At 50.2% G+C, this 23,949-nt stretch carries 18 protein-coding genes; 13 read left to right on the top strand and 5 right to left on the bottom strand.

All coding sequences use genetic code 11. The features are described 5' to 3' along the window. Window positions 1-178: 178 nt before the first annotated feature. The 3 genes from ST42_RS10760 (at window position 179) to ST42_RS10750 (ending at window position 2,338) form a co-directional block, all read left to right on the top strand. On the top strand, window positions 179-880 hold the full coding sequence (locus ST42_RS10760) for a tetratricopeptide repeat protein (protein WP_022317676.1): 702 nt from the start codon (window positions 179-181) through the stop codon (window positions 878-880). Next, window positions 880-1,356 (top strand): 6,7-dimethyl-8-ribityllumazine synthase, encoded by a 477-nt coding sequence (gene ribH, locus ST42_RS10755; protein WP_022317675.1) that lies wholly within the window; start codon window positions 880-882, stop codon window positions 1,354-1,356. The genes ST42_RS10760 and ribH overlap by 1 nt, the downstream gene beginning before the upstream one ends. A 226-nt stretch (window positions 1,357-1,582) precedes the next feature. Continuing rightward, entirely contained in the window at window positions 1,583-2,338 is a 756-nt protein-coding gene (locus ST42_RS10750) for an exodeoxyribonuclease III (protein ID WP_197068941.1), read from the top strand. A 329-nt stretch (window positions 2,339-2,667) separates the two neighbouring features. On the opposite strand, the gene ST42_RS10745 is transcribed toward ST42_RS10750, so the two are convergent. Next, a complete protein-coding gene (locus ST42_RS10745; RefSeq protein WP_044073544.1) occupies window positions 2,668-3,222 on the bottom strand; it encodes a DUF4738 domain-containing protein in 555 nt (184 codons plus the stop codon). 210 nt (window positions 3,223-3,432) lie between these two features. Here ST42_RS10745 and ST42_RS10740 point away from each other — a divergent pair, with 210 nt between their 5' ends. Beyond that, window positions 3,433-4,116 carry a DUF4230 domain-containing protein gene (locus tag ST42_RS10740; protein WP_022317672.1) on the top strand — a complete coding sequence of 228 codons (684 nt, stop codon included), beginning with the start codon at window positions 3,433-3,435 and terminating at the stop codon, window positions 4,114-4,116. A gap of 12 nt (window positions 4,117-4,128) precedes the next feature. Beyond that, entirely contained in the window at window positions 4,129-4,740 is a 612-nt protein-coding gene (locus ST42_RS10735; protein WP_042518845.1) for a DUF4230 domain-containing protein, read from the top strand. A 301-nt stretch (window positions 4,741-5,041) separates the two neighbouring features. On the opposite strand, the gene ST42_RS10730 is transcribed toward ST42_RS10735, so the two are convergent. From ST42_RS10730 to ST42_RS10715, 4 genes are all read right to left on the bottom strand, one after another. Next, window positions 5,042-5,467 carry an META domain-containing protein gene (locus ST42_RS10730; RefSeq protein WP_022317670.1) on the bottom strand — a complete coding sequence of 142 codons (426 nt, stop codon included), beginning with the start codon at window positions 5,465-5,467 and terminating at the stop codon, window positions 5,042-5,044. A gap of 127 nt (window positions 5,468-5,594) precedes the next feature. Continuing rightward, a complete protein-coding gene (locus ST42_RS10725; RefSeq protein ID WP_044073510.1) occupies window positions 5,595-6,626 on the bottom strand; it encodes a LacI family DNA-binding transcriptional regulator in 1,032 nt (343 codons plus the stop codon). 768 nt (window positions 6,627-7,394) lie between these two features. After that, complete coding sequence (locus tag ST42_RS10720) at window positions 7,395-8,483, bottom strand: helix-turn-helix domain-containing protein (protein WP_052488329.1); 1,089 nt, start codon at window positions 8,481-8,483, stop codon at window positions 7,395-7,397. A gap of 906 nt (window positions 8,484-9,389) precedes the next feature. Then, the gene (locus tag ST42_RS10715) at window positions 9,390-11,645 is read right to left on the bottom strand and encodes an inorganic phosphate transporter (protein WP_044073509.1); all 2,256 of its coding nucleotides are present in this window, start codon (window positions 11,643-11,645) and stop codon (window positions 9,390-9,392) included. A gap of 917 nt (window positions 11,646-12,562) precedes the next feature. On the opposite strand from ST42_RS10715, the gene ST42_RS10710 reads away from it, so the two are divergent. The 8 genes from ST42_RS10710 to ST42_RS10675 all read left to right on the top strand — a co-directional run bounded on the left by ST42_RS10710 (window position 12,563) and on the right by ST42_RS10675 (window position 23,926). Further along, a complete protein-coding gene (locus tag ST42_RS10710; protein WP_042518836.1) occupies window positions 12,563-13,045 on the top strand; it encodes a PaaI family thioesterase in 483 nt (160 codons plus the stop codon). A gap of 1,014 nt (window positions 13,046-14,059) precedes the next feature. Continuing rightward, complete coding sequence (locus ST42_RS10705; protein WP_156139351.1) at window positions 14,060-16,636, top strand: hypothetical protein; 2,577 nt, start codon at window positions 14,060-14,062, stop codon at window positions 16,634-16,636. A gap of 33 nt (window positions 16,637-16,669) precedes the next feature. After that, on the top strand, window positions 16,670-16,855 hold the full coding sequence (locus ST42_RS10700) for a hypothetical protein (RefSeq protein ID WP_042518833.1): 186 nt from the start codon (window positions 16,670-16,672) through the stop codon (window positions 16,853-16,855). 745 nt (window positions 16,856-17,600) lie between these two features. Beyond that, on the top strand, window positions 17,601-18,323 hold the full coding sequence (locus ST42_RS10695) for a nucleotidyltransferase family protein (protein ID WP_044073506.1): 723 nt from the start codon (window positions 17,601-17,603) through the stop codon (window positions 18,321-18,323). Window positions 18,324-18,580: 257 nt separating this feature from the next. After that, window positions 18,581-19,423: a hypothetical protein gene (locus ST42_RS10690; protein ID WP_044073505.1), complete on the top strand. Its 843-nt coding sequence runs from the start codon at window positions 18,581-18,583 to the stop codon at window positions 19,421-19,423. A 136-nt stretch (window positions 19,424-19,559) separates the two neighbouring features. After that, a complete protein-coding gene (locus ST42_RS10685; RefSeq protein WP_022316399.1) occupies window positions 19,560-20,594 on the top strand; it encodes a CDP-alcohol phosphatidyltransferase family protein in 1,035 nt (344 codons plus the stop codon). A gap of 2 nt (window positions 20,595-20,596) precedes the next feature. Next, window positions 20,597-21,298, top strand: a complete 702-nt coding sequence (locus tag ST42_RS10680) for an HAD family hydrolase (protein ID WP_022316400.1) — start codon at window positions 20,597-20,599, stop codon at window positions 21,296-21,298. A gap of 69 nt (window positions 21,299-21,367) precedes the next feature. Next, window positions 21,368-23,926, top strand: coding sequence for a DUF5686 family protein (locus ST42_RS10675; RefSeq protein ID WP_044073504.1), 2,559 nt, complete (start codon window positions 21,368-21,370; stop codon window positions 23,924-23,926). Window positions 23,927-23,949 lie beyond the last annotated feature (23 nt).

Raw genomic sequence — 23,949 nt, 5'->3', positions numbered from 1 at the left:
GGTCTCCACTAACCTCTGTCAACAGGGCTGGCATGGCGAAAATGATTGTTTTATCACTGCAAAGTTAAAGGTTTATGAGTCAAGAAAGAAAAAAAACAATCATAAATTTCAATATATGAGAATATTTACGTAATTTTGCCACGCTTTATAAATTAGGAATAATAAACAAAATCATAAAATGGCAATATCAGTTGAAAAAAAGGGCGCTGAGAACAATGACAACGCTCTGAACAAGAAAGAGGCTGCCCTCATCAAGAACAGGAAGGCTCTCATCTACGGTGTGTTAGCAATCATCATCATCATCGCTGGCTATCTGGCTTACAAGACTTACTATGCTGAGCCAAGAGAGGACGAGGCAAGCACTGCAATCGCCAAGGGTCAGGATTACTTCGCAAACCAGCAGTTTGACAAGGCTTTCAATGGCGACGGTGCCGGATTCAAGGGTTTCAAGGCCATCACTTCTGACTATAGCGGAACTAAGGCTGGCAATCTGGCTAACCTCTATGCCGGACTCTGCTGCGCAAACCTCGACAAATGGAAAGAGGCTGCCAGCTATCTGGAGAACTATTCTTCTGCCGACGACATGATGATCAGCCCTGCTGCAGTGGCTGCCCTGGGTGACGCTTATGCTCACCTGAACCAGCTCGACAAGGCTGTGGAGTCTTTCAAAAAGGCTGCCAAGATGGCTGACGACGAGGCTGAGGACAACACCAACAACAGTCTCTCTCCTACTTTCCTCATCAAGGCTGGCGAAATCCTTGAGAGCCAGAACAAGAAGGACGAGGCTCTGCAGATCTATCAGGACATCAAGAAGAAGTATGTCAACTCTGCCGCTTATCAGCAGATAGACAAATATATCGAAAGAGCTACAACAAAATAATGGCAACAGCATTACACAACTTGTCTGACTACGAGTTTGACAAGATACCCGACGCGAGCAATATGTGCTTCGGCATCGTAGTGGCTGAGTGGAACCCTGAGATTACGGGCGCACTGCTCAACGGATGTATGAGCACGCTTGAGAAGCATGGCGCTCTGCCTGAAAACATACACGTGAAGACGGTGCCGGGAAGTTTCGAACTTATCTATGGTGCCCACCAGATGACTCTCAACGGCGGATACGACGCCATCATCATCCTGGGAAGCGTGATAAAGGGTGAGACTCCACACTTCGACTACATCTGTCAGGGTGTGACCTACGGTATCGCAAGGCTCAACGCCAAGAGCGAGATTCCTGTAATCTACGGATTGCTCACCACACTCGACATGCAGCAGGCGCTCGACAGATGCGGAGGCAAATACGGCAACAAGGGTGACGAATGTGCAATCGACGCCATCAAAATGGCGAAGTTCTAAACAATGCGCTATTGAACGCAATTTTAAATCAGTAATAAAATCATCTATAATCGGGGCGGGCTGCATCAGGTCCGCCCTTATTTATACACAAGTTGACAAGTTGACAAGTTAACGAGTTGACGAGGAGATTAGTACACTGTTTACCAACTAAAAATCCTATTAAGCGAGAGAAATGGGAATGTATTCACATTTCAGAGCGTGAGGATTTTATCAAAAAAAAAATGCTATTATGAAATTGATATCATGGAACGTCAACGGACTGAGAGCCTGCGTGGGAAAAGGATTCAGCGAAATATTCAAAGAACTCGACGCTGACTTCTTTTGTCTGCAGGAAACGAAGATGCAGGAGGGACAACTCGACATCAGCTTCGAGGGTTACAAGTCGTATTGGAACTATGCCGAAAAGAAGGGATACTCCGGTACGGCGATATTCACCAGACACGAACCGCTGAACGTGTCGTACGGCATAGGAGTGGAGGAACACGACCACGAGGGAAGAGTGATTACGCTGGAGATGCCGGATTTCTTTCTTGTCACCGTTTACGTGCCAAACTCACAGAATGAGCTGCGCCGACTGGACTACCGTATGACATGGGAGGATGACTTTCTGGCTTATATCAAGAAACTGGACGAAAAGAAACCGGTGATTTTCTGTGGCGACCTGAACGTGGCTCACGAGGAGATTGACTTGAAGAACCCCAAGACAAACCGCCGCAATGCGGGATTCACCGACGAGGAGCGCAACAAGATGACGACGCTGCTCAACAGTGGATTCACCGACACCTTCCGTTTCTTCTATCCTGACCAGAAGGAGATATACTCCTGGTGGTCATACCGCTTTCATGCGAGGGAGAAGAACGCAGGGTGGCGCATCGATTATTTCATCACATCGGCAAGGCTCAACGACCGACTGCTTGGAGCAAAGATACACACGGAAATATTCGGCTCCGACCACTGTCCTGTGGAGCTGACGATAAGATAATTAGATAAAAAGATAAAAAGATAATCAGAAAAACGGCATAATCACCGATTTGGGACTAAGCCCCCAAACACAGTCATTATGCCGTTTTTTATTTTTATCCCAAAGCGGTCATTAGGGCTTGCTTGTATTTTGCTTTTTAGAAGAGTGGATTTTGTTTGGCTTTTAATGAGTAATAGCGAGCTATTGCGAATTAAAAACAGGCAAAAGACACCTTATAAAAAGCAAAAGACTGCAAGCAGTTGTAAAATATGACATTAAACGGCCTAATGACCGATTTGGGTTTATATCTGCTTTATAAAGTTGACGGGCTGGACAGGGACTAAACGCCCTTACACTCCCTCGTCATCGCTTGAACTCTCGCCATTGGTGTCGCTCTGCTTCATAGAGAAGCTGCCGTTGCGGGAGATGGTGATGGAGATTGGGATATAGTCATCGCTGAGCTCATCAGGACATCCCACGCTGCCGAGGAATACGAGTCTTCCGTCTTTCACCTCAAGGAATGCCAGCCCGAGGGCTGTAGACTTGGCGAGATAGGAAGCATCCACGATGTTGGAGTATGACTCCTTGGTGAGTTCACGCCTTACGAACTCCGAACCGTCGGGTCTGATGATCGTCAGCATGAAGCGGTTGTCATAATACCGCTTGCCGTTGTCGTCGGTAAACTCATTGTCTGTGGCGCTGCGCTTCACGGTCACCTTATAGGTCTCGCCGCCCCACTCCACCTTTTCTGTGCGCTCAAACTCCGACATCTTCTTCGGACCGCTCTGAACGGGCTTTACAACGGGTTTCGTGGCTATTATATCTTTTGTCTTTTTTTTCTCCTCACACGAGGTGATGCCAAGCAGACAAAGTGCCGCAATGGCGAAAAATACGGTTTTCTTCATTCTTATGTCCTTTTCAAATAAAAGCATACTGCCCACTATCCGGCGTATGCAAGTCACTGTCTGCAAAGGTAATGCAAAAAAACGAGCCAGCGTGAAGTAAAGTCCTAAAAATGCTTTACCTTTGAAAGAATTAGGTACACAAAGCCTCATCAAACGTTTTTTTTCATTAACTTTGCATATATTCGACAATCCAAATAGCATTGAAACGAAATGATGAACAGACTATACTTTAACTTTCTTATTGTCTTTGCAGCGCTTGCCGTGGCCGGGTGCTCCCGGAAGCAGACTCCCCGGCAGCAGCCGGAATCTGTTGACACCATACCGATGCTGGTGATGCAGGTGCAGAAGTGTTCGCGCCTGTATACCGCGGAATACAAGATGCACAAGATAATAACCCACGATGACGAAATACGCATGAAGGGCAAGTTCCTCAACCAGGACTACGACGTGGCGCTGCCCATGGGCTCCCGAAAGATCGCCATCCCCATCGACGCCACGGTGAAGGCGTATATCGATCTCTCCTCGTTCTCTGAGAAGAACGTCCGCCGCGTCGGCGACAAGATTGACGTCACGCTCCCCGACCCTCGCATCGAGATGACATCGAGCCGCATCAACCACGGCGAGATAAGAAAATATGTGGCTCTGACCCGACAGAATTTCTCCGACAAGGAGATGGCGGGCTATGAACAGCAGGGGCGACAGGCTATCATCAACGACATCCCGCAGACGGGCATCATGGAGATGGCAAAGGAGAGTGCGGCAAGGGTGATGGTGCCTTTCTTCGTGGGAATGGGATTCAACGAGAAGGACATAACGATATCGTTCCGCAAGGATTTCTCCGACAACGAGATAAAGAAAATGATTGTGACCGCAAGTGATGCGGAAAGGAAATAGGAAGGGGATATTATGGACAAGACCGGAAAAAACAAGATAACGCTCACAAAACTGAACATCATGCTATGGGCAGTGGCGGTGATTGCCGTGGTGGTATTGGTGTTTGGCTTCTGCCATACGGCGAAGACTTCATCGGCAAGGCTGGAGGTGGACGACAGAATCGATGTGACGCCTACCATCATAACGTCGATGAAACAGATCGGAGAATGGGAATTCCTCTCCGTAAACGACGAGGAACTGGTGGACACCATCAAGAGAGGATTCCTGCGCGACGACAAACTGGTGAGGATATACTACGGCAAACTGAGTCTTGGCATCAACATGCATGATGTGTCGCCTCGCTGGATTCGTCAGCAGGGGGACAGTGTGCTGGTGGCGCTGCCGAAGATTGAACTGCTCGACAAGGATTTCATCGACGAGGCACGGACAAAGGCTTTCATAGAGACGGGCAGCTGGACGGATGCTGACCGCGACTCCCTATACCACCGTGCCTACGCCAAGATGCTGACGCGCTGCCTCACTGAAGAGAACATCAAAACGGCAAGGGAGAATGCCTCTCTGCAATTCGGAAAGATGCTGAAGGCTCTCGGCATTGAGAAATTCGCCATATCATGGCAGGAGTGAACCACACAAAGCGATGATTAATCCCGAATCGGTCGTTATATTAAACCCGAATCGGTCGTTAGGGCTTGCTTGGATTTTGTTCTTTTAGAAGAGTGGATTTTGTTTGGCTTTTAATGAGTAATAGCGAGCTATTGCGAATTAAAAACAGACAAAAGACGCCTTATAAAAAACAAAAGACTGCAAGCAGTAATTAAAAAATACAATAAACGGCCTAATGACCGATTTGGGTTAAATTATCAGCCCCTCCTTTCTTGCGCAATGCGAAAAGGGAGGGGCTGATTCTATAAGACGGGATTGTCTCTTACTTTCTCTTCTCCAGCAATATCACGGTCTTGCCGCTCTTGTCGGTGAGTGTGAGTTTGCCAGTGCCGTCGAGAGAATACTTGGCTGTCTTTCCGAGAGCGTCGAGCACCTGGCGCTCCACTTCCATGTTGGCGCAGAGCATCCGTGTGCAGCCCATCTGACCGAAGTCGATGCCGCCGTTGCCCTTAACTTTCAGTGTTCCTGTCAGTCTGTTGCATCCCGTACAGCCATACACGTTGTTGTCCTTGGCATCGAAACCCAGGAATGGAGCTTCCTCCACATCTGCCTTGTCCACCTTAGAACCGTTCACTTCCATTATATTCCACTCTCCGTTGAGAGCTGTAGCGTCGCCCACGCTCTTTGTAGAGCCGCACGACATCATCACGGCAGCAGCAAGGGCTGCCAATGCGAAATTTTTCTTCATGTGCTTGAAACTTTTGTTGATTGTAGTTTGTGTAATATCATGACGCGCTCCGGCATGACGATGCTGGGGGCGCGTCACAAATATGAATAATCTTTTTCCTTAAGTAATACCGCTTGATGTAGCGGTTTTATGACTGCTTGCTTTCTTTTATCTTTGCGGAGCTCTCCCTTATCATGAGTTTCATCGGCACCACCTCGTGGTAGTGTTTCGTGTCGCCCTTTATCACTCTCATCAGCAGTTCGCAGGCCAGGGTTCCTGTCTTATGCGACTGGTCTTCTATCGTGGAGAGCTTCGGTGTGACGTATTCAGATGCCTCGGTGTCGGTGAAACCGATTATCGCCACATCCTCCGGAATCCGCAGTCCCAACGACTTTATCGCTGTGAAGGCGGCATAGGTGATGATGTCGTTGAAGGCAAGGATGGCATCGGGGCGGTTTTCCTTCTTCAACAGGCGTATCGTCTGCTGCTGTGCCTGTGCGAAGTTTATCTTGCCGCACACTATGATATCTCTGTCTATCGGTATCTTGTTTGCCTTGAGCGCCTCCAGATATCCGTGCTTGCGCCGCTTCACCATGTCGAGGTGGTTGGGACCTCCGAGAAACGCCACTCTCCTGCTGCCGGTCTTGATGAGATGCTCCGTTGCCTGCTGCGCTGCCTCGTCACCGTTTGCCACCACTTGTGAGAAGAGTTCCGGCATGCAGGTGCGGGCGAAGAACACAAGGGGGATTCCCATCTTGTGTATCTCCTCGAAGTGGGAATAGTCTGTGGTGTCTTGCGACAGACAGGCTATGATTCCTTCCACGTGCATGTTTATGAAGTTGTTGATAGCCTTCTCTTCTTTCAGATAGTCTTCGTGGCTGTTTATAGCCATCACCGAATATCCTTCCTGCGAGGCATAGTCTTCTATTCCGTCGAGTACAGCTGAATAGTAGTGGGTCACGAGATTGGGCACTACCACTCCTATCACCTTCGGTGCTTCGCTTCTGAGGCTCTGTGCGAATGGATTTGGACGATAGTTCAGCTCTTTGGCGAGCTTCTGCACCCGCTCTCTAAGCTCTTCGCCCACTTCATGGCTGTTGCGCAAGGCTCGTGAAACAGTGGCGATGCTGACTCCGAGCTGCGCCGCCAGGTCTTTTAGCGATACTCTATGCTGTTTCATATAAATTCTTTATAATGTAATGAACAAGTCTATACAAAAAAAAAACACCGCCTCTGTTGGTGTCATACGCCGGTGATATGATACTACATATAAGTCGTACTATAATCAGTATGCAAAATTAGACATTTTGCTTGATTCTGCAAACGTTTTCGTGTTATTTTATCCCAAAAGGGGTATGACATTGCCACTTTTAGTATTAACTTTGCAGCGTGAATTCAAAAAGAGTAATGAATAGTTGATAATAAGTTAGTTAGAAAACATGTCGGTCGGGTTATGTTGCGAAACATATCCGACCTTTTTTTATACCCTTCTGGCAATCGGATTTGCATGGATTTATGATTGCTGAAGCACCTACATTTTGGGCACATTTTAGACAGCAACCGTGCCCAACCGGGGCAAGCACGTTGCCCAACCGGGGTAAGCACCGTGCCCAACATGGGCAAGCACCGTGCCCAAAATAAGGACAAATATTGTCTTTTTATCAACACAAAATAACCCGACGGCACCGCTGCCGCCGGGCTTCCCTTTTAAATCATCCAAGTATAGATAGTCTCCGGTTGGTATTCTACGTATTTTTTTCAGCTATTGCTGTTACTCGCCAGTAAAAGTCTTTGCGTCTGTCGTATATATGGATAGTTGGTCCTTTGTATAAGTATGTCTTAACAACAGCGCAAATTTACAAATTTTCGTCCTTTTCAGAGTGTCAAACGGTAAAAATGGTGTGTCAATGCGTACATAGCATTGATTCAGCGGCATTTACAGTGGCCGTCAATTCTGACAATTTGACGTATTGACACTCCGGTACTCCTGCGGACTACAGTTGTTTTTCACCGAAAAGGCGCGGCGGAAGGTGGAAAGGGAGTTGAATCCCGACAATTCCGCCACCACATCCAGGGTGTAGTCTGTGGTAGTGAGCAGATTCTCCGAGTGGGAGATGCGGTAGCCGTTCACAAACTCATAGAAGGTGGTCTGCCTCTCCTTGTTGAAGAAGTTGCTGAGGTATGTTCGGTTGGTGCCCAACTTCTGTGCCAGGTCCACGAGGCGCAGTCGCGGTTCGAGATAAACCTTGTCTACGGTGAAGAGTTTCTCAAGCTGTTCTGAAAGTAGCTTGATGCGTTCGTTGTCGCTTTCTTCCGTCTCTCCGTCGGCAGCAGCGGGGGCATGGGGCTCGGCGGTTTCGGTCGGCAATGAGTCTATCACTTCTTTTATCACCAGCTCCTGTCTGTTGATGAAGTAGCACACCACCATCCATCCCACAAGCGACGACAATATATATATGGTGTCGATGAGGGTGGAGGGATATATGCAGTCCACCACCCAGATGCAGAGGATTATGAAGAAGAGCAGTGTCACTCCTCTCAGCCAGTGCAGGTTGATGTTCTCCTGATATGAGTATTCGTTCTTGAGCCAGCGGTGATAGCGTGGCAGGTCGTGTGCCACCCAGACGATGCACCACAGGCCATAGGCGAGCGACAACAGCCAGAGGAGCATATAGAAGAGGTGGTTCTGCGTCAAGACATAGAGCAGCGACATCACCACGAACGGCACTTCTGTCATCACCATCCACCTCGTCTTTATCCATCCCGGCCGGCACAGTTCCACGAGGATGAAGCCGTATATCGGCACAGCGATGATGTCTACACATGTGGCGATTGCCGACAGCGAGGGGTCGTAGGCGTTGTCGGTGTCTATGATGGCGAGGTCTTTCACATTCTGCAGTGCTATCATCAGCATGATGAAGGCTATCATGTGTTTTGCCCGCCCTTTGGATCGGAACCAGAAGAGCCATGCCATCATCGAATAGAACATGATGGCCATTCCGTATGTGATGAAAAGGTATTTCCAGTCGCCTGTCATGGTATGGTTATTGGGGATTGACTTTATGACTTGCAAATATAATACTTTTCCGCTGATTTACGTGCCAATTGACTTAAGAAAAATACTTATTATAACTCCGCATTCTGACATCAGCCCCCACCTAACCTCCCCCGTAGGGGAGGGACAGATACTCTGAATATGAATAATTCTTTGACAATCAAACAGTCAAGAGTAACCGTCCCTCCCCTACGGGGGAGGTTAGGTGGGGGCTGAAGTCAAATAGCCGAAGTAACCGTCCCTCCCATACGAGAGAGAACGAGAGGGGGCTGAAGATGATTAGAGAAGTAACTCCGACTATTGTCATCAGCCCCCACCTAACCTCCCCCGTAGGGGAGGGACAGATACTCTGATTACGGATAATCCTTTGACAATCAAACAGTCAAGAGTAACCGTCCCTCCCCTACGGGGGAGGCTAGGTGGGGGCTGAAGTCAATAGCCGAAGTAACCGTCCCTCCCATGCGAGAGAGAACGAGAGGGGGCTAAAGATGATAAGAGAAGTAACTCCGAATATTGTCATCAGCCCCCACCTAACCTCCCCCGTAGGGGAGGGATAGATACTCTGATTATGGATAATCCTTTGATAATCAAACGGTCAAGTGTAACCGTCCCTCCCATACGGGGGAGAACGAGAGGGGGCTGAAGATGATTAGAGAAGTAACTCCGACTATTGTCATCAGCCCCCACCTAGCCTCCCCCGTAGGGGAGGGATAGATACTCTGATTATGAATAATCCTTTGATAATCAAACAGTCAAGAGTAACCGTCCCTCCCCTACGGGGGAGGTTAGGTGGGGGCTGAAGTCAATAGCCGAAGTAACTTATTCCTTCCCTTGGGGAAGGTCAGGATGTGTTTGAGGTCAGGTGGGGGGCTGAAGTCCTCACATTCCTCACACTTTATCCTCTTCCAGGAACTTGCGTGCTGCCCTCAGCTGATGGCGCATGATGCTTATCAGCTCCTGGCTCTCCTGCAGCATGTTCAGATAGAGCATCGACACCTTAAGGTTTTGGGCGGCGTTGACATCCTGCTGCATACGGTTGATATGGCGCTCTCTGAGTGCCGACAGCTCGTCTTTACACTCGTCGCCGATGGTCAGCGTCTCGCGGTAGAGGTCGTAGCGGTTTGTCGATATCATCTGCTCCGTGTGACTCATCAGCTCGTTGATGCGGCGGCGCACCTCCTCAAACTCGTCGATATACTCCTTTGGCATCGGCTGGAAGTTGTTGTCGAGATGCTCCTTTATCGGGTCGAGCATACGGCGCAGGCAGTACATATACTGCTGGTTGCAGTTCACTCCCAGATGGAACCACGTGTTGCGCTCCAATGCTATGCGCTCCGGAATGCGGCGCATGGCGAGGAATTCCTGTCGGCGTAGCTTCTTCAGCGTTTCGCGCTCGCTGTTCACCTCTCTGTAGCTCACCTTGAGTTCCTTGAGTCTTTCGTTGCTCACGCCGTCCACGATTTTGTTGAACACATCACAGGTGAAGCGTGTCACGAAGCTCTGTGTGCGTCCCACATGCTTGCGCAGCAGGTCCCATACGATATCCTTGTCTTTCGTGCGCATCATCAGGTTGAAAATATCATCCTTCTTGTCCTCGGAACTCTTCTTCTTGTATGCCTGACCGCTACGCCAGAGCAGATAGATGTCGAGCACCATGAAGGCTATCATCACCACGAATCCTCCGAAATGCATCATCGTGCAAACCAATGCACAGGCGGCGAAGGCTACTCCTGCAGTGACGAACCATCCACCGATTACCGACAGCACTCCGGTGACGCGGAACACAGCACTGTCGCGGCTCCATGCCTTGTCGGCGAGCGATGTTCCCATTGCCACCATGAAGGTGACATAGGTGGTGGAGAGCGGCAGTTTGTAGTTCGTTCCGATGATGATGAGCATGGCGGCGAGCACGAGGTTCACGGCGGCTCTCACTTCATCGAAGGCTGCTCCCTGGGCGAGCTCCATTTCTTCTTTGTTGAATCTGCTGTCAATCCATTTCGTCGAAGAGCTTGGCATGATTTTCGAGAGTCCGTTGCCCATATCCTGCACGGCGCGCACGATGGAGCGGGCTACTTTTGATGATCCGAACATCTCGTCGCCTTCGTCCTGACGGCTCAGGTCTACGCTGGTCTTCACCACATTCTGTGCTTTCTTTGATGTCGCCATCGCAACGATCATTATTATTCCTGCCAGCACCAGATATATCAGCGGACTCTTTGCCGAGGTCATCAGCGAGGTCATCATGAAGGCATTGGGGTCGCCGTTGCCGTTTGCCATGAAGTCCTGCATGGAGTCGAGACCGGCGAGGGGCACTCCTATGAAGTTCACGAGGTCGTTGCCGGCGAAAGCCATTGCCAGGGCGAAGGTTCCGAGCAGCACTATTATCTTGAAAACATTCACGCGCAGCAGATAGAGTATCTCGTTGAGGATGGTGGAAGCCACAAACACTACGACCAGCAGCATCTGGGTGTTGTCATTTATCCAGTTTTTTGTGGCGTCGCTGATGAACGGCGAACCGCCGAGTCCCTTGATGAAGATGAAGTATGCGAGGGCTGTGAATGCTATACCGCCGAAGATGGCGATGCTATAGCGCAGGTGTTTCTTGTATCTGAAGGTGAAGACGAGTCGCGAGAGCCACATCACGGCGGTACCGAAGAAGAAGGCTATCGCCACCGACACGAAGATGGCTATGATGACGCTCAGCGCCTTGCTGGAGTTCATCAGGTCAGTAATCATGAGCGACGGGTCGGCGTTCATCTTGAAGAGTGCCAGGATGAAGGTGGCACCGAGAAGCTCGAAGACGAGCGACACGGTGGTGGAGGTTGGCATGCCGAGGGTGTTGAAGATGTCGAGCACCACCACGTCGGTAACCATCACCGCCAGGAATATCGTCATCACCTCGGCGAAGGTGTAGTTGGCGGGGTGCATGATGCCATGGCGTGCCACGTCCATCATTCCGGCGCTCATCACCGCTCCGATGAGGACTCCTGCCGACGCTACAACAAGGACAGTCCTGAAGCGTGCCACCTTGGCACCTATGGCTGACTGCAGGAAGTTCACAGCGTCGTTGCTCACTCCCACAAACAAGTCGAACACTGCCAGCATGAGCAGGAATGCGACTATCACAAAGTAGATTGTTTCCATAATTAATATATTTATCCGCTTGCAAAATTACTTTGGCAATATTACAAGCAGTTTAAACAGATATTACATTTCTGTTACAACGTCGTTTTTTTCCTGTATTGTTCCGACGGTCTTCTCGCCCTGCCTGTCTGCAAGTTTTCTCTTTTTGGAAGTAATATGCGGATTGATAATGGGCAAACCTGATGTTTTTTTCAGAAGGAATATGTAGTTTTGAACTGTAGGGAAACAACTAATATAACTCCGCATACTGACTTCAGCCCCCACCTAGCCTCCCCCAAAGGGGAGGGACAGATACTCTAATTACGGATAATCCTTTGATAATCAAACAGTCAAGTGTAACCGTCCCTCCCCTTCGGGGGAGGGATAGATACTCTGATCATGGATAATCCTTTGACAATCAAGCAGTCAAGTGTAACCGTCCCTCCCCTTCGGGGGAGGCTAGGTGGGGGCTGATAGCCTTTAGCTGGAGTAACCAGTTCCTTCCCTTGGGGAAGGTTAGGATGGGTTACCCTTCAGGGAGGTTAGGTGGGGGCTGAAGTCAGTAAGCAGAGTAACCTGTTCCTTCCCTTGGGGAAGGTTAGGATGGGTTACCCTTCAGGGAGGCTAGGTGGGGGCTGAAGCCAGTAAGCAGAGTAACCAGTTCCTTCCCTTGGGGAAGGTTAGGATGGGTTACCCTTCAGGAAAGTTAGGTGGGGGCTGAAGTCAGTAAACAGAGTAACCTGTTCCTTCCCTTGGGGAAGGTTAGGATGGGTTTGAGGTTAGGTGGGGGCTGTTATTCAATTCGTATTAACCACACAGGGGCTTATCATGGTTTTCTTCGAAAAACCAAAACAAACCAACCTATTCCTTTGCCATTACCCGAAAAATCATTACTTTTGCTATCACATTATTATAAATAACGAAACAACAACCCGCTTATGAGAAAGATAACGAACCCGTTCGCCGGCATGGAAGGATTCCACTGCTTCGGCTGCTGCAAAGACAATGACCACGGCGTACACATGGACTTCTATGAAGACGGCGACGACGTGGTGTGCTTCTGGAAACCCGACGGCGAATACCAGGGATGGCGAAACACGCTGCACGGAGGAATACAGGCAACGCTGCTCGACGAGACGGCGGCATGGGTGGTGTTCAGGAAACTGCAGGTCATGGGTGTCACATCGAAGCTGGAACTGTCATACCGCCGCCCCGTGCTCACCACCGACTCGCAGATCACTCTCCGCGGACATATCACCGAACAGAAGCGCAACCTGGCTTTCGTAGAACTCACGCTAGAGAACTCCAAAGGGGAGGTATGCACCACGGCGCGCGCCGTATACTATCTATTTACCCAGGAGAAGTCTAAGGAAAATGGCTTCACCGGCTGTGGCACCGAAGACGAAGAACTCCTGTTCTGACTTCATGGCAATGACTTGCCTTCTTAATGGCTTCTCATCTGATATCAGACAAAGCTGGGCAAAAATACGAACACACACTGGCATCAGCCCCCACCTAGCCTCCCCCGAAGGGGAGGGACAGATACTCTAATTATGGATAATCTTTTGATAATCAAACAGTCAAGTGTAACCGTCCCTCCCCTTCGGGGGAGGCTAGGTGGGGGCTAAGTCAATTAAGCAGAGTAACCAGTTCCTTCCCTTGGGGAAGGTCAGGATGGGTTTGAAGTCAGGATGGGTTTGAAGTCAGTAGCTGGAGTAGCTTGTTCCTTCCCTTGGGGAAGGTTAGGATGGGTTTGTGGCTAGGTGGGGGCTAAGTCAATTAAGCAGAGTAACCAGTTCCTTCCCTTGGGGAAGATTAGGATGGGTTTGAAGTCAGTAGCTGGAGTAACTTGTTCCTTCCCTTGGGGAAGGTTAGGATGGGTTTGTGGCTAGGTGGGGGCTAAGTCAATTAAGCAGAGTAACCAGTTCCTTCCCTTGGGGAAGGTTAGGATGGGTTTGAAGTCAGGATGGGTTTGAGGTCTGGATGGGTTTGAGGTCTGGATGGGTTTGAGGTCAGGATGGGTTTTTAAAACACAAGACACCAACCCTCCTCTCTGTTAAAATATCATAACACATTAATTTTTTCTCACAACATACACAATCTCCTACGGAAAAAGTCACTAACTTTGCATCGATTATATAAAAATCGAGTCAATAAAAGTCAGAGGCTGAAACAGAAATGCGGACGCCACTGCTGATAAAGCATATACATGAGAGCGGCGCCCAAATGCGTTAGACATCTGAAATACAATTTTATTAATGCTAAGTAAGCTAAGGCTATAAAACGAACAAGAGGCGCAAGCCCACTAAAGCAAAGCCGAGGCAACACAGTATAGAAGAGAAAAGGCATCAGTAAGTCAGTGTCGCCGCACAGATGTAGAATATATACAGAGAAAGATAATTCATTAGCAAGTAAGACGATAAATTAACTAGAAAATGAGATTAAAACATTTCCCAACAGGTTTATTGCGCTGCGGTATATCCAAGCGCAAGGCTAAACTTTTCGTGACAGCACTTATGGTAGCTGCCACAGCACAGACGTGTTTTGCACAGACTACTGGAACAGGAACAAAGGGTGAACAGCCCAACGCAGCATGGACAGGCACTACACCTTCCGAAGCCAATGGCAAAACCGTTTACCTTTATAACGTTGGTACCAAGCAGTTTCTTGGTAAGGGTGGCCGCTGGGGCACAGAGGCTACCATGAACGTGGAGGGTACGCCGTTTACGCTTAAGTGTAATACCGATGGTACATTCGAACTTACATCGTTGGTCAAAGAAGAAGGAAAAACTAGTACTGGAAATGGCTGTTTAACCTTGATGGATGGAACAACAACAACTTCTTCATACGATTCTTTTAACTATTTCGTGGATGGTAGAAAAGACATTCCTTCCACCAACCGCACATTCACAGCCGCAGGTTCTGTTGATGCGGGTTACACCTTTGCCATAACATCGGTAAGTGGTTCGGGCAGTGTGATGGCTGGCAAAACATTCTATATGTTTGCTGAGGGTGCCAATGCTCACGTGAGCGCTCGATTGAAAACTGCCACATCAGACATGCTTGGCATTCCTTCCGATTTAACAGCTTACAGCAAGTGGGTTATCGTTACTGAGGATCAGCGCAAGGCGGCTTTCCAGACCGTTAACGATGCCCACGTGAACGCCGTGAACGCTACCTTCTTGATGTACGACTTCGACTTCGCTCGTAACGATAACGCTTGTTCTGCGTGGAAGACGGGTGCTACCGCCACGGGAAACACTACGGGAACACTCTCTTATTCAGGCAATAAGCAGTGTAAGCCGGAAGATGCATATCCGAAGACTACTAAAGTGTACACGTATACCTATACCAGCACGCATGCAACAAATTGGTCGGGGAGTAAAACACATACCTCTACTTTCGAAACAACCGATTCTCTTGGGGAAGAAGTCATAATGGATTGCAAACTTGGGGGACATGGACTTGGTACCTCACTTGAGGTAAAATACAAAAGAGATGATAGCAAAACGAAGGTATCTACCACCACAACTGAGGGCTACACCTACTACTTAGGTAACGGATATACTGAAGACAAAGTAATGTCTGACCCTGAAACAAGCGAAACGTTTACAGGTAATGGTCAAAACCTCCAACTGCCCTACGGTGGTGCTTGGACTGCCAACATCCACGGTAAGCGTGGTACAGTGGTGCAGACCATCAAGGCTGATAACATGGTTAAGGAGGGTTGGTATCGCATTAGCTGCGTAGGCTTCACGACCACCAAAAAGGGTATCGCTCGCCTCTTCGCTGCTTCCGGTAAGGGTAACAATACCACAGGCTCTGGCGCCACGGCATCAACCGAGAAGTTTGCTATCGCCAACTTGCACCGGATCGACGATGACAGCCGCCCCGCTACTTATGTGGCTGCTTCGAAACTCCTTGATACGCCCAATGTTAACACGTTCGACGCTTCGGTGAAGGTGTATGTGTCACCGACCAATGAAGCCGAAACACCATATGAGACGCTCTCGTTTGGTATTCAGGTGGGTAGCGCTGCTGATCCAAACCAGGACGCCGACGACGACGCTTGGACCTGCTTCGACAACTTCAAGATTGAGTACCTCGGTACGCCCCCCAACGTGCTCATCCTCGATGAGGAACAGACCGATGGTGGTTATATCAAAGCACAGGCACAGGACGACAACAAGACGCTCCAGAAGTCGATCGTTTACCTGCACCGCACCATGAACACTGACAAGTGGAACTCACTGGTGTTGCCCATCAGCCTCACTGTGGGCCAGGTGAAGAGCATCTTCGGCGATCAGGTGCACATCTCTAAGTTCGTCGGTGCCCAAGCAGATCACCCGCAGCGCATCATCTTCGACCCGATCACTGCCAACCGCAACGACCCCGATGCCATCGCTATCGAGGCTGGCAAGCTCTATCTCGTGAAGCCGACGGCCGACGGTGGCATGCCTCAGGGACAGACGGAAAAGACATTTAACAAAGACGGCTATAACATCTCGGTGACGAACTACTACACCATCGTGGGTGTGACCTTCAAGAAGAAGAGCGAGATCGCCGACAACGCCTACTCAGGCCGCGTGATGGGTGATACAGGCCCTGAGGAGTTTGGTACTAATCAACAGGTGCAGTTTGTGGGTACTTACGTGAAGTGCTTCGACAATGACCTGATTCCCGCCAACTCTTACGTGCTCAACGGCAACAACAAGGGTGGCACGGCTGGCCTCTGGTACTACCGCACAAAGCCGACCAAGACCAAGGGCTTCCGCGGATGGTTGCAGCCTGCCAATGGCCAGTCTGCAAAGGTCTTCGAGTATGAGATTGAGGGCGTGGTCGAACAGGTGAACGGCAACACGACAGCCATCGACGGCATCGAGGCAGCGCAGCAGCACAGCGCCAACATCTACAACCTCAACGGACAGCTCGTGCGCCAAGGCGCCACCTCTACCGAGGGTCTGCCCAGCGGCCTCTACATCGTAGGTGGCAAGAAGTTGGTAGTGAAGTAATCCATAGGTTAAACTCTTTAATCAGCAATAAACATGAAAAAGCAATATATAAAGCCCACAGCCGTTAAGGTGGCAGTGAAGGGCACTCTGATGCACACCGGAAGCATTCAGAACACCACTGGGGATGTGCAGACAGGTGTACAGGAAAACAATAATGGTGATTTCGAGGCCGGTTCTAAGGATCACAGCACCAACCTCTGGGACCAGTGGGAGGATTAACCCCCAAGCGAATGTCACCCCGACATTCCTAACAACATAGATGTTTACAGGCGGATGTGTCCGTTATTGTAACAGTAACGATATTTTATTTCGGAATAACTATCCACAAGCCGGCCGTCAACGATGACAGCCGGCTTGTTTTGCTTATGTGAGCCATGAAGATCGTAGCGATAGAGCAACGCGTGCTGGACTCAGTATACCCAGGGTATTTTATCGTATTATCCCAAATCGGTCATTAGGGCTTGCTTGTATTTTGCTTTTTTAGAAGAGTGGATTTTGTTTGGCTTTTAATGAGTAATAGCGAGCTATTGCGAATTAAAAACAAGCAAAAGACGCCTTATAAAAAGCAAAAGACTGCAAGCAGTTATTAAAATTATACATTGAACGGACTAATGACCGTTTTGGGATTATCATTGGTACACCCTGAAAGGGCAAAAGCGTTAATCCCTAAATACATATTCCTTGTTGTATTTTGCTCATTGACAAATACTCTGGTTTTTAGACAATATAAGAGAAACACTCCATAATCGAAACATGCAAATCTGGGTATAAACAGACGAGGAGCAAGGAATCACATCATCTACTAACAAAAAAAACTTAAATAGAAGAAATTGTTTTCTTATTACAGAGGATTTAGATAACTTTGCAGAATATAGGCACTTGAAGGAAAACAAACGGCCTAATGACCGATTTGGGTTGAAGTCTGCAATAGCAAAAACCTCAACTGACCACAACGACAAGAGATATGAGATACGCAATAATAGCAGCCGGCGAAGGATCAAGGCTCGCCACCGAAGGAATAGAAATGCCGAAACCACTCGTGGAGGTGAATGGCGAACCGCTCATCGATCGCCTGATAAGGATATTCGCTGACAACAACGCCGAGGAGATTGTAGTGATCTGCAACGACAAGACGACACTCGTCAGCAGCCACCTGATGAAGATTCAGGAGGACGGACTCAACGGCAGACGCATCCCGCTGCGCTTCGTGGTGAAGAGCACACCCAGCTCCATGCACAGCCTTTACGAGATAAGCCGGTATCTGGAGGGCGCACCATACTGTCTTACCACCGTGGACACGATATTCCGCGAGAAGGAGTTCAGCAACTATATCATGGCTCTGAACGACGCGATGGAGACATATTCAGCTGACGGACTGATGGCGGTGACCGACTATATCGACGATGAGAAACCGCTGTATGTGGATACCGATGGGACGATGACCATCACGGGATTCCTCGACCATAGCGACTCCTGCCGATATATCTCCGGAGGCATCTACGGACTGTCCCCAAAATCCATCGCCACGCTGCATGCCTGCATAGAGCGCGGAGAGAGCAGAATGAGGAATTTCCAAAGGGCTATGGTGGCTGATGGACTGCATCTGGAGGCCTTCCCCTTCAGCAAAATCCTCGACATCGACCACAAGAGCGACATCGGGAAGGCAGAGGAGTTTTTGAGAGTATGAAGCCTCTCCTAACCTCCCCTAAAGGGAAGGGACTCCTAAGCGCATACACATCGGCTGACATCTGCTACAACGACGTCAATAGCCTCGCCGCTGACAACAGCCCCCACCTAGCCTCCCCCGTAGGGGAGGGACTCAAAAGCCTCCTCCTAACCTCCCCCTGAAGGGAGAGGGACTTAGTTACTTCGGATTATGAGGGCCACTTCGGATTATGAGGGATACTTCGGATTATGAGGGACAAGCGGGGGAAATTATGAATTATGAAAGTGAAGTATGAATTAATCTCCATATATCGGGCTGAGAGGTATTCGCCAAATTCCGTGGAGCGCGACAAAGCCATCATGGATGCGGTATGCGAAAAGCTCAGTACACGATATAACATATATAAAACAAGGGAAGAAGACATCGAGACGGAAGGGATGCCGCTGATGCAGAGACTGCCAGACGCCCATCTGCCACACTCCAGCGCCCCACTACTTGTCCTCTCTATGGCAAGGAGCAGGAAAGCACTCGACATCCTGACGCAGATGGAAGGTGAGGGAGCGAGAGTGATAAACCGTCCGCAACCTGTCCTCAACGCCACAAGGAGCGTCATCGACAGGATGATGAGAGAGAACGACTTTCCCTGTGCCCCACTCCACGGCGACCACGGATGGTGGATAAAGCGAGGCGACGAGGCGGCGCAGGAGAAGGGTGACGTAAGATTTGCTGCCGACGAGAAAGAGAGGGACATCATCACAGAGGAATTCAGAAAGAGAGGAATAACCGACATCGTGACAACGGCACACGTAGACGGCGACCTCGTGAAATTCTACGGTGTGGCAGGAACGGCATTCTTCCACACTACCTACCCGACGGATGGCGGATTCTCAAAGTTCGGCGACGAGAGGCGCAACGGCACATCACGCCACACGTCCTTCGACATTGCCGCCCTGCATAGCGACGCCTCGCGGTTGGCTCAGCTTACGGGAATAGAGGTGTATGGCGGCGACTGCATAGTGAGGTCCGACGGTTCGTATGCCATCATCGACTTCAACGACTGGCCCAGTTTCTCCGTCTGCCGACACGATGCGGCAGAGGCAATAGCGACAATAGCGGAGTGACGTCATCAGCCCCCACCTAACCTCCCCCGTAGGGGAGGGACAGATAGCAATGGAAGGTGAAGGCTACTGATAAGATAGCAATGGCTAATAAGGTTGCTGAGGATCTTCAATTAATAAAACAAACAAAACAAACGACATGGCAACATTTAAGGAGATGCTCAAGGCATCAATGAAATCTAAAGATACGGAAGAATGGCTGGACGTGTATTTCACACGACCTATAGGACTGGTGTTCACACTGCTGTGGAAACGCCTCGGAGTTCACCCAACGGTGATAACGATACTCGGCATGATACTCGGAGCAGCGGCAGGATGGATGTTCTGGCATAGCGAACTGGAATATAACATCTGGGGAGTGGTGCTGATGATGCTGAGCAACTTCTGCGACTCCACCGACGGACAGCTGGCACGACTGACAGGAAAGAAGACACTCGTGGGACGAGTGCTCGACGGCTTCTCGGCTGACGTTACATTCTTCTGCGTGTATTTCGCTCTCTCTATGAGAATGATGACCGAACTGATTCCGGGCACCGACGTGACCTGGGGACCATGGATATGGGTGATGGCATTCATGGCAGGCATCATGAGCCATTCGCCGCAATGTCTGCTCTCCGACTACTACCGACAGATACACCTGTTCTTCCTGAAAGGCAAGGAGGGCAGCGAACTCGACAAGTCGGAGGAACAATGGCGGATCTTCCGCGAGCAGCCCAAGAAGGCGCTCTTCTTCCGTGCCTTCTATTACAACTACGCCAAATACTGCGCCACACAGGAGCGACGCACGAAGAATTTCCAACTCATGATGGCAGAGGCTACAAACCGCTACGGTGCACCGCTGAACCTGCCTGCTGCGCTGAAAGAGGAATTTCTTGCCGGCAGCCGTCCGCTGATGAAATACACCAACCTGCTCACCTTCAACATGAGAGCCATCGCCCTGTATATCGCCTGCCTGATAGACCTGCCATGGCTATATCTGCTGTTTGAAATCGTGGTGATGAACATTATGTATATATACATGCACCATGAGCACGAGAACCTCTGTCACAAGATGGTGCAGAGAATAGTAGCCTGCAGCGAGGCTAAAGCAACGAAGGAAAACGAGAACAAGGAGGAATCCGATGAGAACAAGGAGTCAGAAGACTGCCACAATACAGATATCAAGGAGGACTGACGATGCGGATTAAAGGATTTATCTTTGACTACGGCGGTACGCTCGACACCAGAGGCAACCACTGGGGAAAGGTGTTGTGGCACGGGTATGAGAGAACCGGAGTGCCCGTAGGCGAACAGGATTTCAGAGATGCCTACGTATACGGCGAGCGCACGCTTGCCACCAGTCCGATAGTGAAACCCGACTTCACCTTCCGCGACACACTGCAGGCTAAGATAAGGCTGCAGCTGCAATGGCTGGAGGAGAAGAGGAATCTGGGCGACGCCACAGGATATCTCAAGAGAATCCTCGACGACGTGTATCAGCAGACCATGCAAACGACAAAGGAGTCTGCACTGGTGCTGGAGGAATTGGCAAAGAAATACCCACTCGTGCTCGTGAGCAACTTCTATGGCAATATCGCCACCGTGCTCCGCGAGTTCAGCCTCGACCATCTGTTCGGCGACATCATAGAGTCGGCAGTAGTGGGAATAAGGAAACCCGACGCCCGCATCTTCGCCCTGGGAGTGGAACGGCTCGGCATGAAAGCCGAAGAGGTGGCAGTGGTCGGCGACAGCTACGACAAGGACATCCTGCCCTCCCACTCCATCGGTTGCCACACGATATGGTTCAAAGGCGAAGGATGGACAGACGAGGTGGTGGAGAATCCCGTTGCCGACAAGGTGATAGGGAGTCTGAAGGAGATTCTGTCGCTGGCGGAATGACGGGCGAAGGAGCTCACCTTTGTCTGATGAAGACAACATTAGGATACAATTCCGAAAATCAAGAGAGAAATGAAAAGACTGAAATCATTATTCATATTGCTGCTGCTCTCCACCCTCATGGCGAGCGCACAGCAAATCACCGGTGTCATCGTTGACGAGGCCACCGGCGACAGCATACCCCTTGCCAGCATCAGGTATAAGGGGCACGGCAAATCGTATGTGAGTGACAATGGAGGTCGGTTCACAATAGAGAAGCACGACGGCTGGTATGCCACATTCAGCGCCGTGGGCTATCAAGACCTCAAACTGCTCATAGGCACCAACTCTCCCAACCACATGCGCATAACGCTGAAGCCCGACACCAAGAGTCTGTCGGGAGTGACGGTGAAGTCAAAGCGCAAGAGATACAAGAGAAAGGAAAACCCTGCCGTGGCACTGATGCGACGGGTGATAGCAGCCAAGAAGCGCACCGACATAGAAAACCATGACTTCTTCCAATATGCCAAATACCAGAAGCTGACACTGGCGGTGAACGACATCTCGCCGAAGGAACTGGAAAGGAAGGGCACGAAGAAGACCTACTGGATGGTGAACCAGGTGGAGGCTTGCCCATACAACAACAAGCTGATAATGCCGGTAATGGTTGACGAGACCATCTCGCGGCAGATATACCGCAAGGACCCTCATTCGGAAAAGACAATCATCGTGGGACAGCACATGGACGGCGTGAACAAGTTCATACAGACCGGCGAGGTGATGGGCACGGTGATGAAAGACGTGTTCAGCAACGTGAACATCTACGACGACCAGATACGACTGCTGCAGGCACGCTTCACCAGTCCGATAGGAAAAGACGCCATACAGTTCTACCGCTACTATATCGTAGACACGGTGAAGGTGGAGCGCGACTCGTGTTTCCATCTGCAGTTCCTGCCCAACAACCAACAGGACTTCGGATTCTCCGGCGAACTGTGGATTGTGAAGGACTCCACGCTCCACGTGAAGCGCTGCCATCTGACGCTGCCTTCCAAGTCGGGAGTGAACTTCGTGGAGGGCATGCAGATACAGCAGGCTTACACCAAGCTGGACAACGGCGAATGGGTGCTGACGCAAGACGACATGGTGGCGGAGCTGTCACTGCTCAGCGTACTCACCAAGGCGATAGTGATAAGAAACACCCGAATGACAGACTATCTCTTCGATCCCATACAGGATAAATACTTCAAAGGGAAGCAGAAGGAGATATACCAGCCCGACGCCAAGATCCGCGACAGGATGTTCTGGCAGCAGGTGAGAATGGTGCCGCTGACGAGGTCGGAGGCGAGGATGCCGCAGTTTCTGCGCGACATAGAGAACTCGCGCAACTTCAAATACGCTCTCTTCGCCCTCAAGGTGGCAATAGAGAATTTCGTGGAGACGGGATCGCAGCAGGCACCGAGCAAATTCGACATCGGACCGATAAACACGATGATCACGAGCAACTTCGTTGACGGAACGAGAACGCGACTCAGCGGACAGACTACGGCAAACCTGAACAGGCACTGGTTTCTGAAGGGCTACTACGCCCACGGCTGGGGCAGCAGGAAGAACTACTATAATGCCGACCTCACCTATTCGTTCAACGCCAAGCAGTATCTGCCCCACGAATACCCGAAGCGCACGCTGACACTGTCGTCGTCGCATGACGTATGCTCACCGTCGGACAAGTTCCTTATTACCGACAAGGACAACGTGTTCACATCGCTGAAGTGGACAAAGGTGAAGGAGATGATGTTCTACAACAGACAGCAGCTCGCCTTCGAATACGAATGGTATGGCGGACTGAAGGCTATGGCGAAGCTGAAGACCGAAGAGAATGAGGCGTGCGGCGACCTGAAGTTCATACCGCTGTCGGCAAACGGCGTGGCTCCGGCAGAGCCATGGAAGATACGCACCACGGAGGCCTCGGTGATGCTGAGATATGCACCGGGCGAAACGGTGGTGAACACAAAGCAGAACAGAGTGTCGGTCAACCGCGAGGCTCCTGTCTTCACCATCTCCCACACGATGGGAGTGAAGGGGGTGCTGGGAGGCGACTACAACTACAACTTCACCGAAGCCACGATATACAAGCGCTTCTGGATGAACAGCTGGGGCGACCTGAACGTTGACCTCAGAGGCGGAATACAATGGAACAAGGTGCCGTTCCCGCTGCTAATCATGCCAGCCGCCAACCTGTCGTATCTCGCACAATACGGCACGTTCAACCTCATCAACAACATGGAGTTCCTGAACGACCGCTATGCCAGCATCGACGTGTGGTGGAACATGAACGGCAAGATACTTAACCGCATCCCGTTCATCAAGAAGCTCAAGTGGAGGGAGTATATAGGAGTGAAATGTCTGTGGGGTAACCTGACAGAGAAGAACAACCCATACTCTGCCTGTAATATCGGCAACACGCAGCTGATGCAATTCCCCGACGGTGCCAACCTGATGGACAAGAACAAGCCCTATGTGGAAATCGTGGCTGGAGTGAGCAACATCTTCAAGGTGCTCAGCGTGCAGTACGTGAGACGCCTCAACTATCTCGACCTGCCTACGGCTCACAAACAGGGAGTGAGGTTCAAGCTGATGTTCAAGTTCTGACGGAAGGCGGAACAGAGAGAAAC

This window comes from Prevotella pectinovora, from assembly GCF_000834015.1.
GTDB lineage: Bacteria > Bacteroidota > Bacteroidia > Bacteroidales > Bacteroidaceae > Prevotella > Prevotella pectinovora.
The sequence above is the reverse complement of the archived record's forward strand: the minus strand, read 5'-3'. Positions and strand labels throughout refer to the sequence as shown.

What these genes read in the sequence shown, in the direction of transcription:
- ST42_RS10700 (WP_042518833.1), top strand. Translation starts at nt 16,670, where the DNA reads ATGAAAAAGCAATATATAAAGCCCACAGCCGTTAAGGTGGCAGTGAAG.
- ST42_RS10730 (WP_022317670.1), bottom strand. Translation starts at nt 5,467, where the DNA reads ATGAAGAAAAATTTCGCATTGGCAGCCCTTGCTGCTGCCGTGATGATG.
- ST42_RS10710 (WP_042518836.1), top strand. Translation starts at nt 12,563, where the DNA reads ATGAGAAAGATAACGAACCCGTTCGCCGGCATGGAAGGATTCCACTGC.
- ST42_RS10735 (WP_042518845.1), top strand. Translation starts at nt 4,129, where the DNA reads ATGGACAAGACCGGAAAAAACAAGATAACGCTCACAAAACTGAACATC.
- ST42_RS10740 (WP_022317672.1), top strand. Translation starts at nt 3,433, where the DNA reads ATGATGAACAGACTATACTTTAACTTTCTTATTGTCTTTGCAGCGCTT.
- ST42_RS10685 (WP_022316399.1), top strand. Translation starts at nt 19,560, where the DNA reads ATGGCAACATTTAAGGAGATGCTCAAGGCATCAATGAAATCTAAAGAT.
- ST42_RS10720 (WP_052488329.1), bottom strand. Translation starts at nt 8,483, where the DNA reads ATGACAGGCGACTGGAAATACCTTTTCATCACATACGGAATGGCCATC.
- ST42_RS10680 (WP_022316400.1), top strand. Translation starts at nt 20,597, where the DNA reads ATGCGGATTAAAGGATTTATCTTTGACTACGGCGGTACGCTCGACACC.
- ST42_RS10705 (WP_156139351.1), top strand. Translation starts at nt 14,060, where the DNA reads ATGAGATTAAAACATTTCCCAACAGGTTTATTGCGCTGCGGTATATCC.
- ST42_RS10675 (WP_044073504.1), top strand. Translation starts at nt 21,368, where the DNA reads ATGAAAAGACTGAAATCATTATTCATATTGCTGCTGCTCTCCACCCTC.
- ST42_RS10760 (WP_022317676.1), top strand. Translation starts at nt 179, where the DNA reads ATGGCAATATCAGTTGAAAAAAAGGGCGCTGAGAACAATGACAACGCT.
- ribH (WP_022317675.1), top strand. Translation starts at nt 880, where the DNA reads ATGGCAACAGCATTACACAACTTGTCTGACTACGAGTTTGACAAGATA.
- ST42_RS10695 (WP_044073506.1), top strand. Translation starts at nt 17,601, where the DNA reads ATGAGATACGCAATAATAGCAGCCGGCGAAGGATCAAGGCTCGCCACC.
- ST42_RS10745 (WP_044073544.1), bottom strand. Translation starts at nt 3,222, where the DNA reads ATGAAGAAAACCGTATTTTTCGCCATTGCGGCACTTTGTCTGCTTGGC.
- ST42_RS10725 (WP_044073510.1), bottom strand. Translation starts at nt 6,626, where the DNA reads ATGAAACAGCATAGAGTATCGCTAAAAGACCTGGCGGCGCAGCTCGGA.
- ST42_RS10715 (WP_044073509.1), bottom strand. Translation starts at nt 11,645, where the DNA reads ATGGAAACAATCTACTTTGTGATAGTCGCATTCCTGCTCATGCTGGCA.
- ST42_RS10690 (WP_044073505.1), top strand. Translation starts at nt 18,581, where the DNA reads ATGAAAGTGAAGTATGAATTAATCTCCATATATCGGGCTGAGAGGTAT.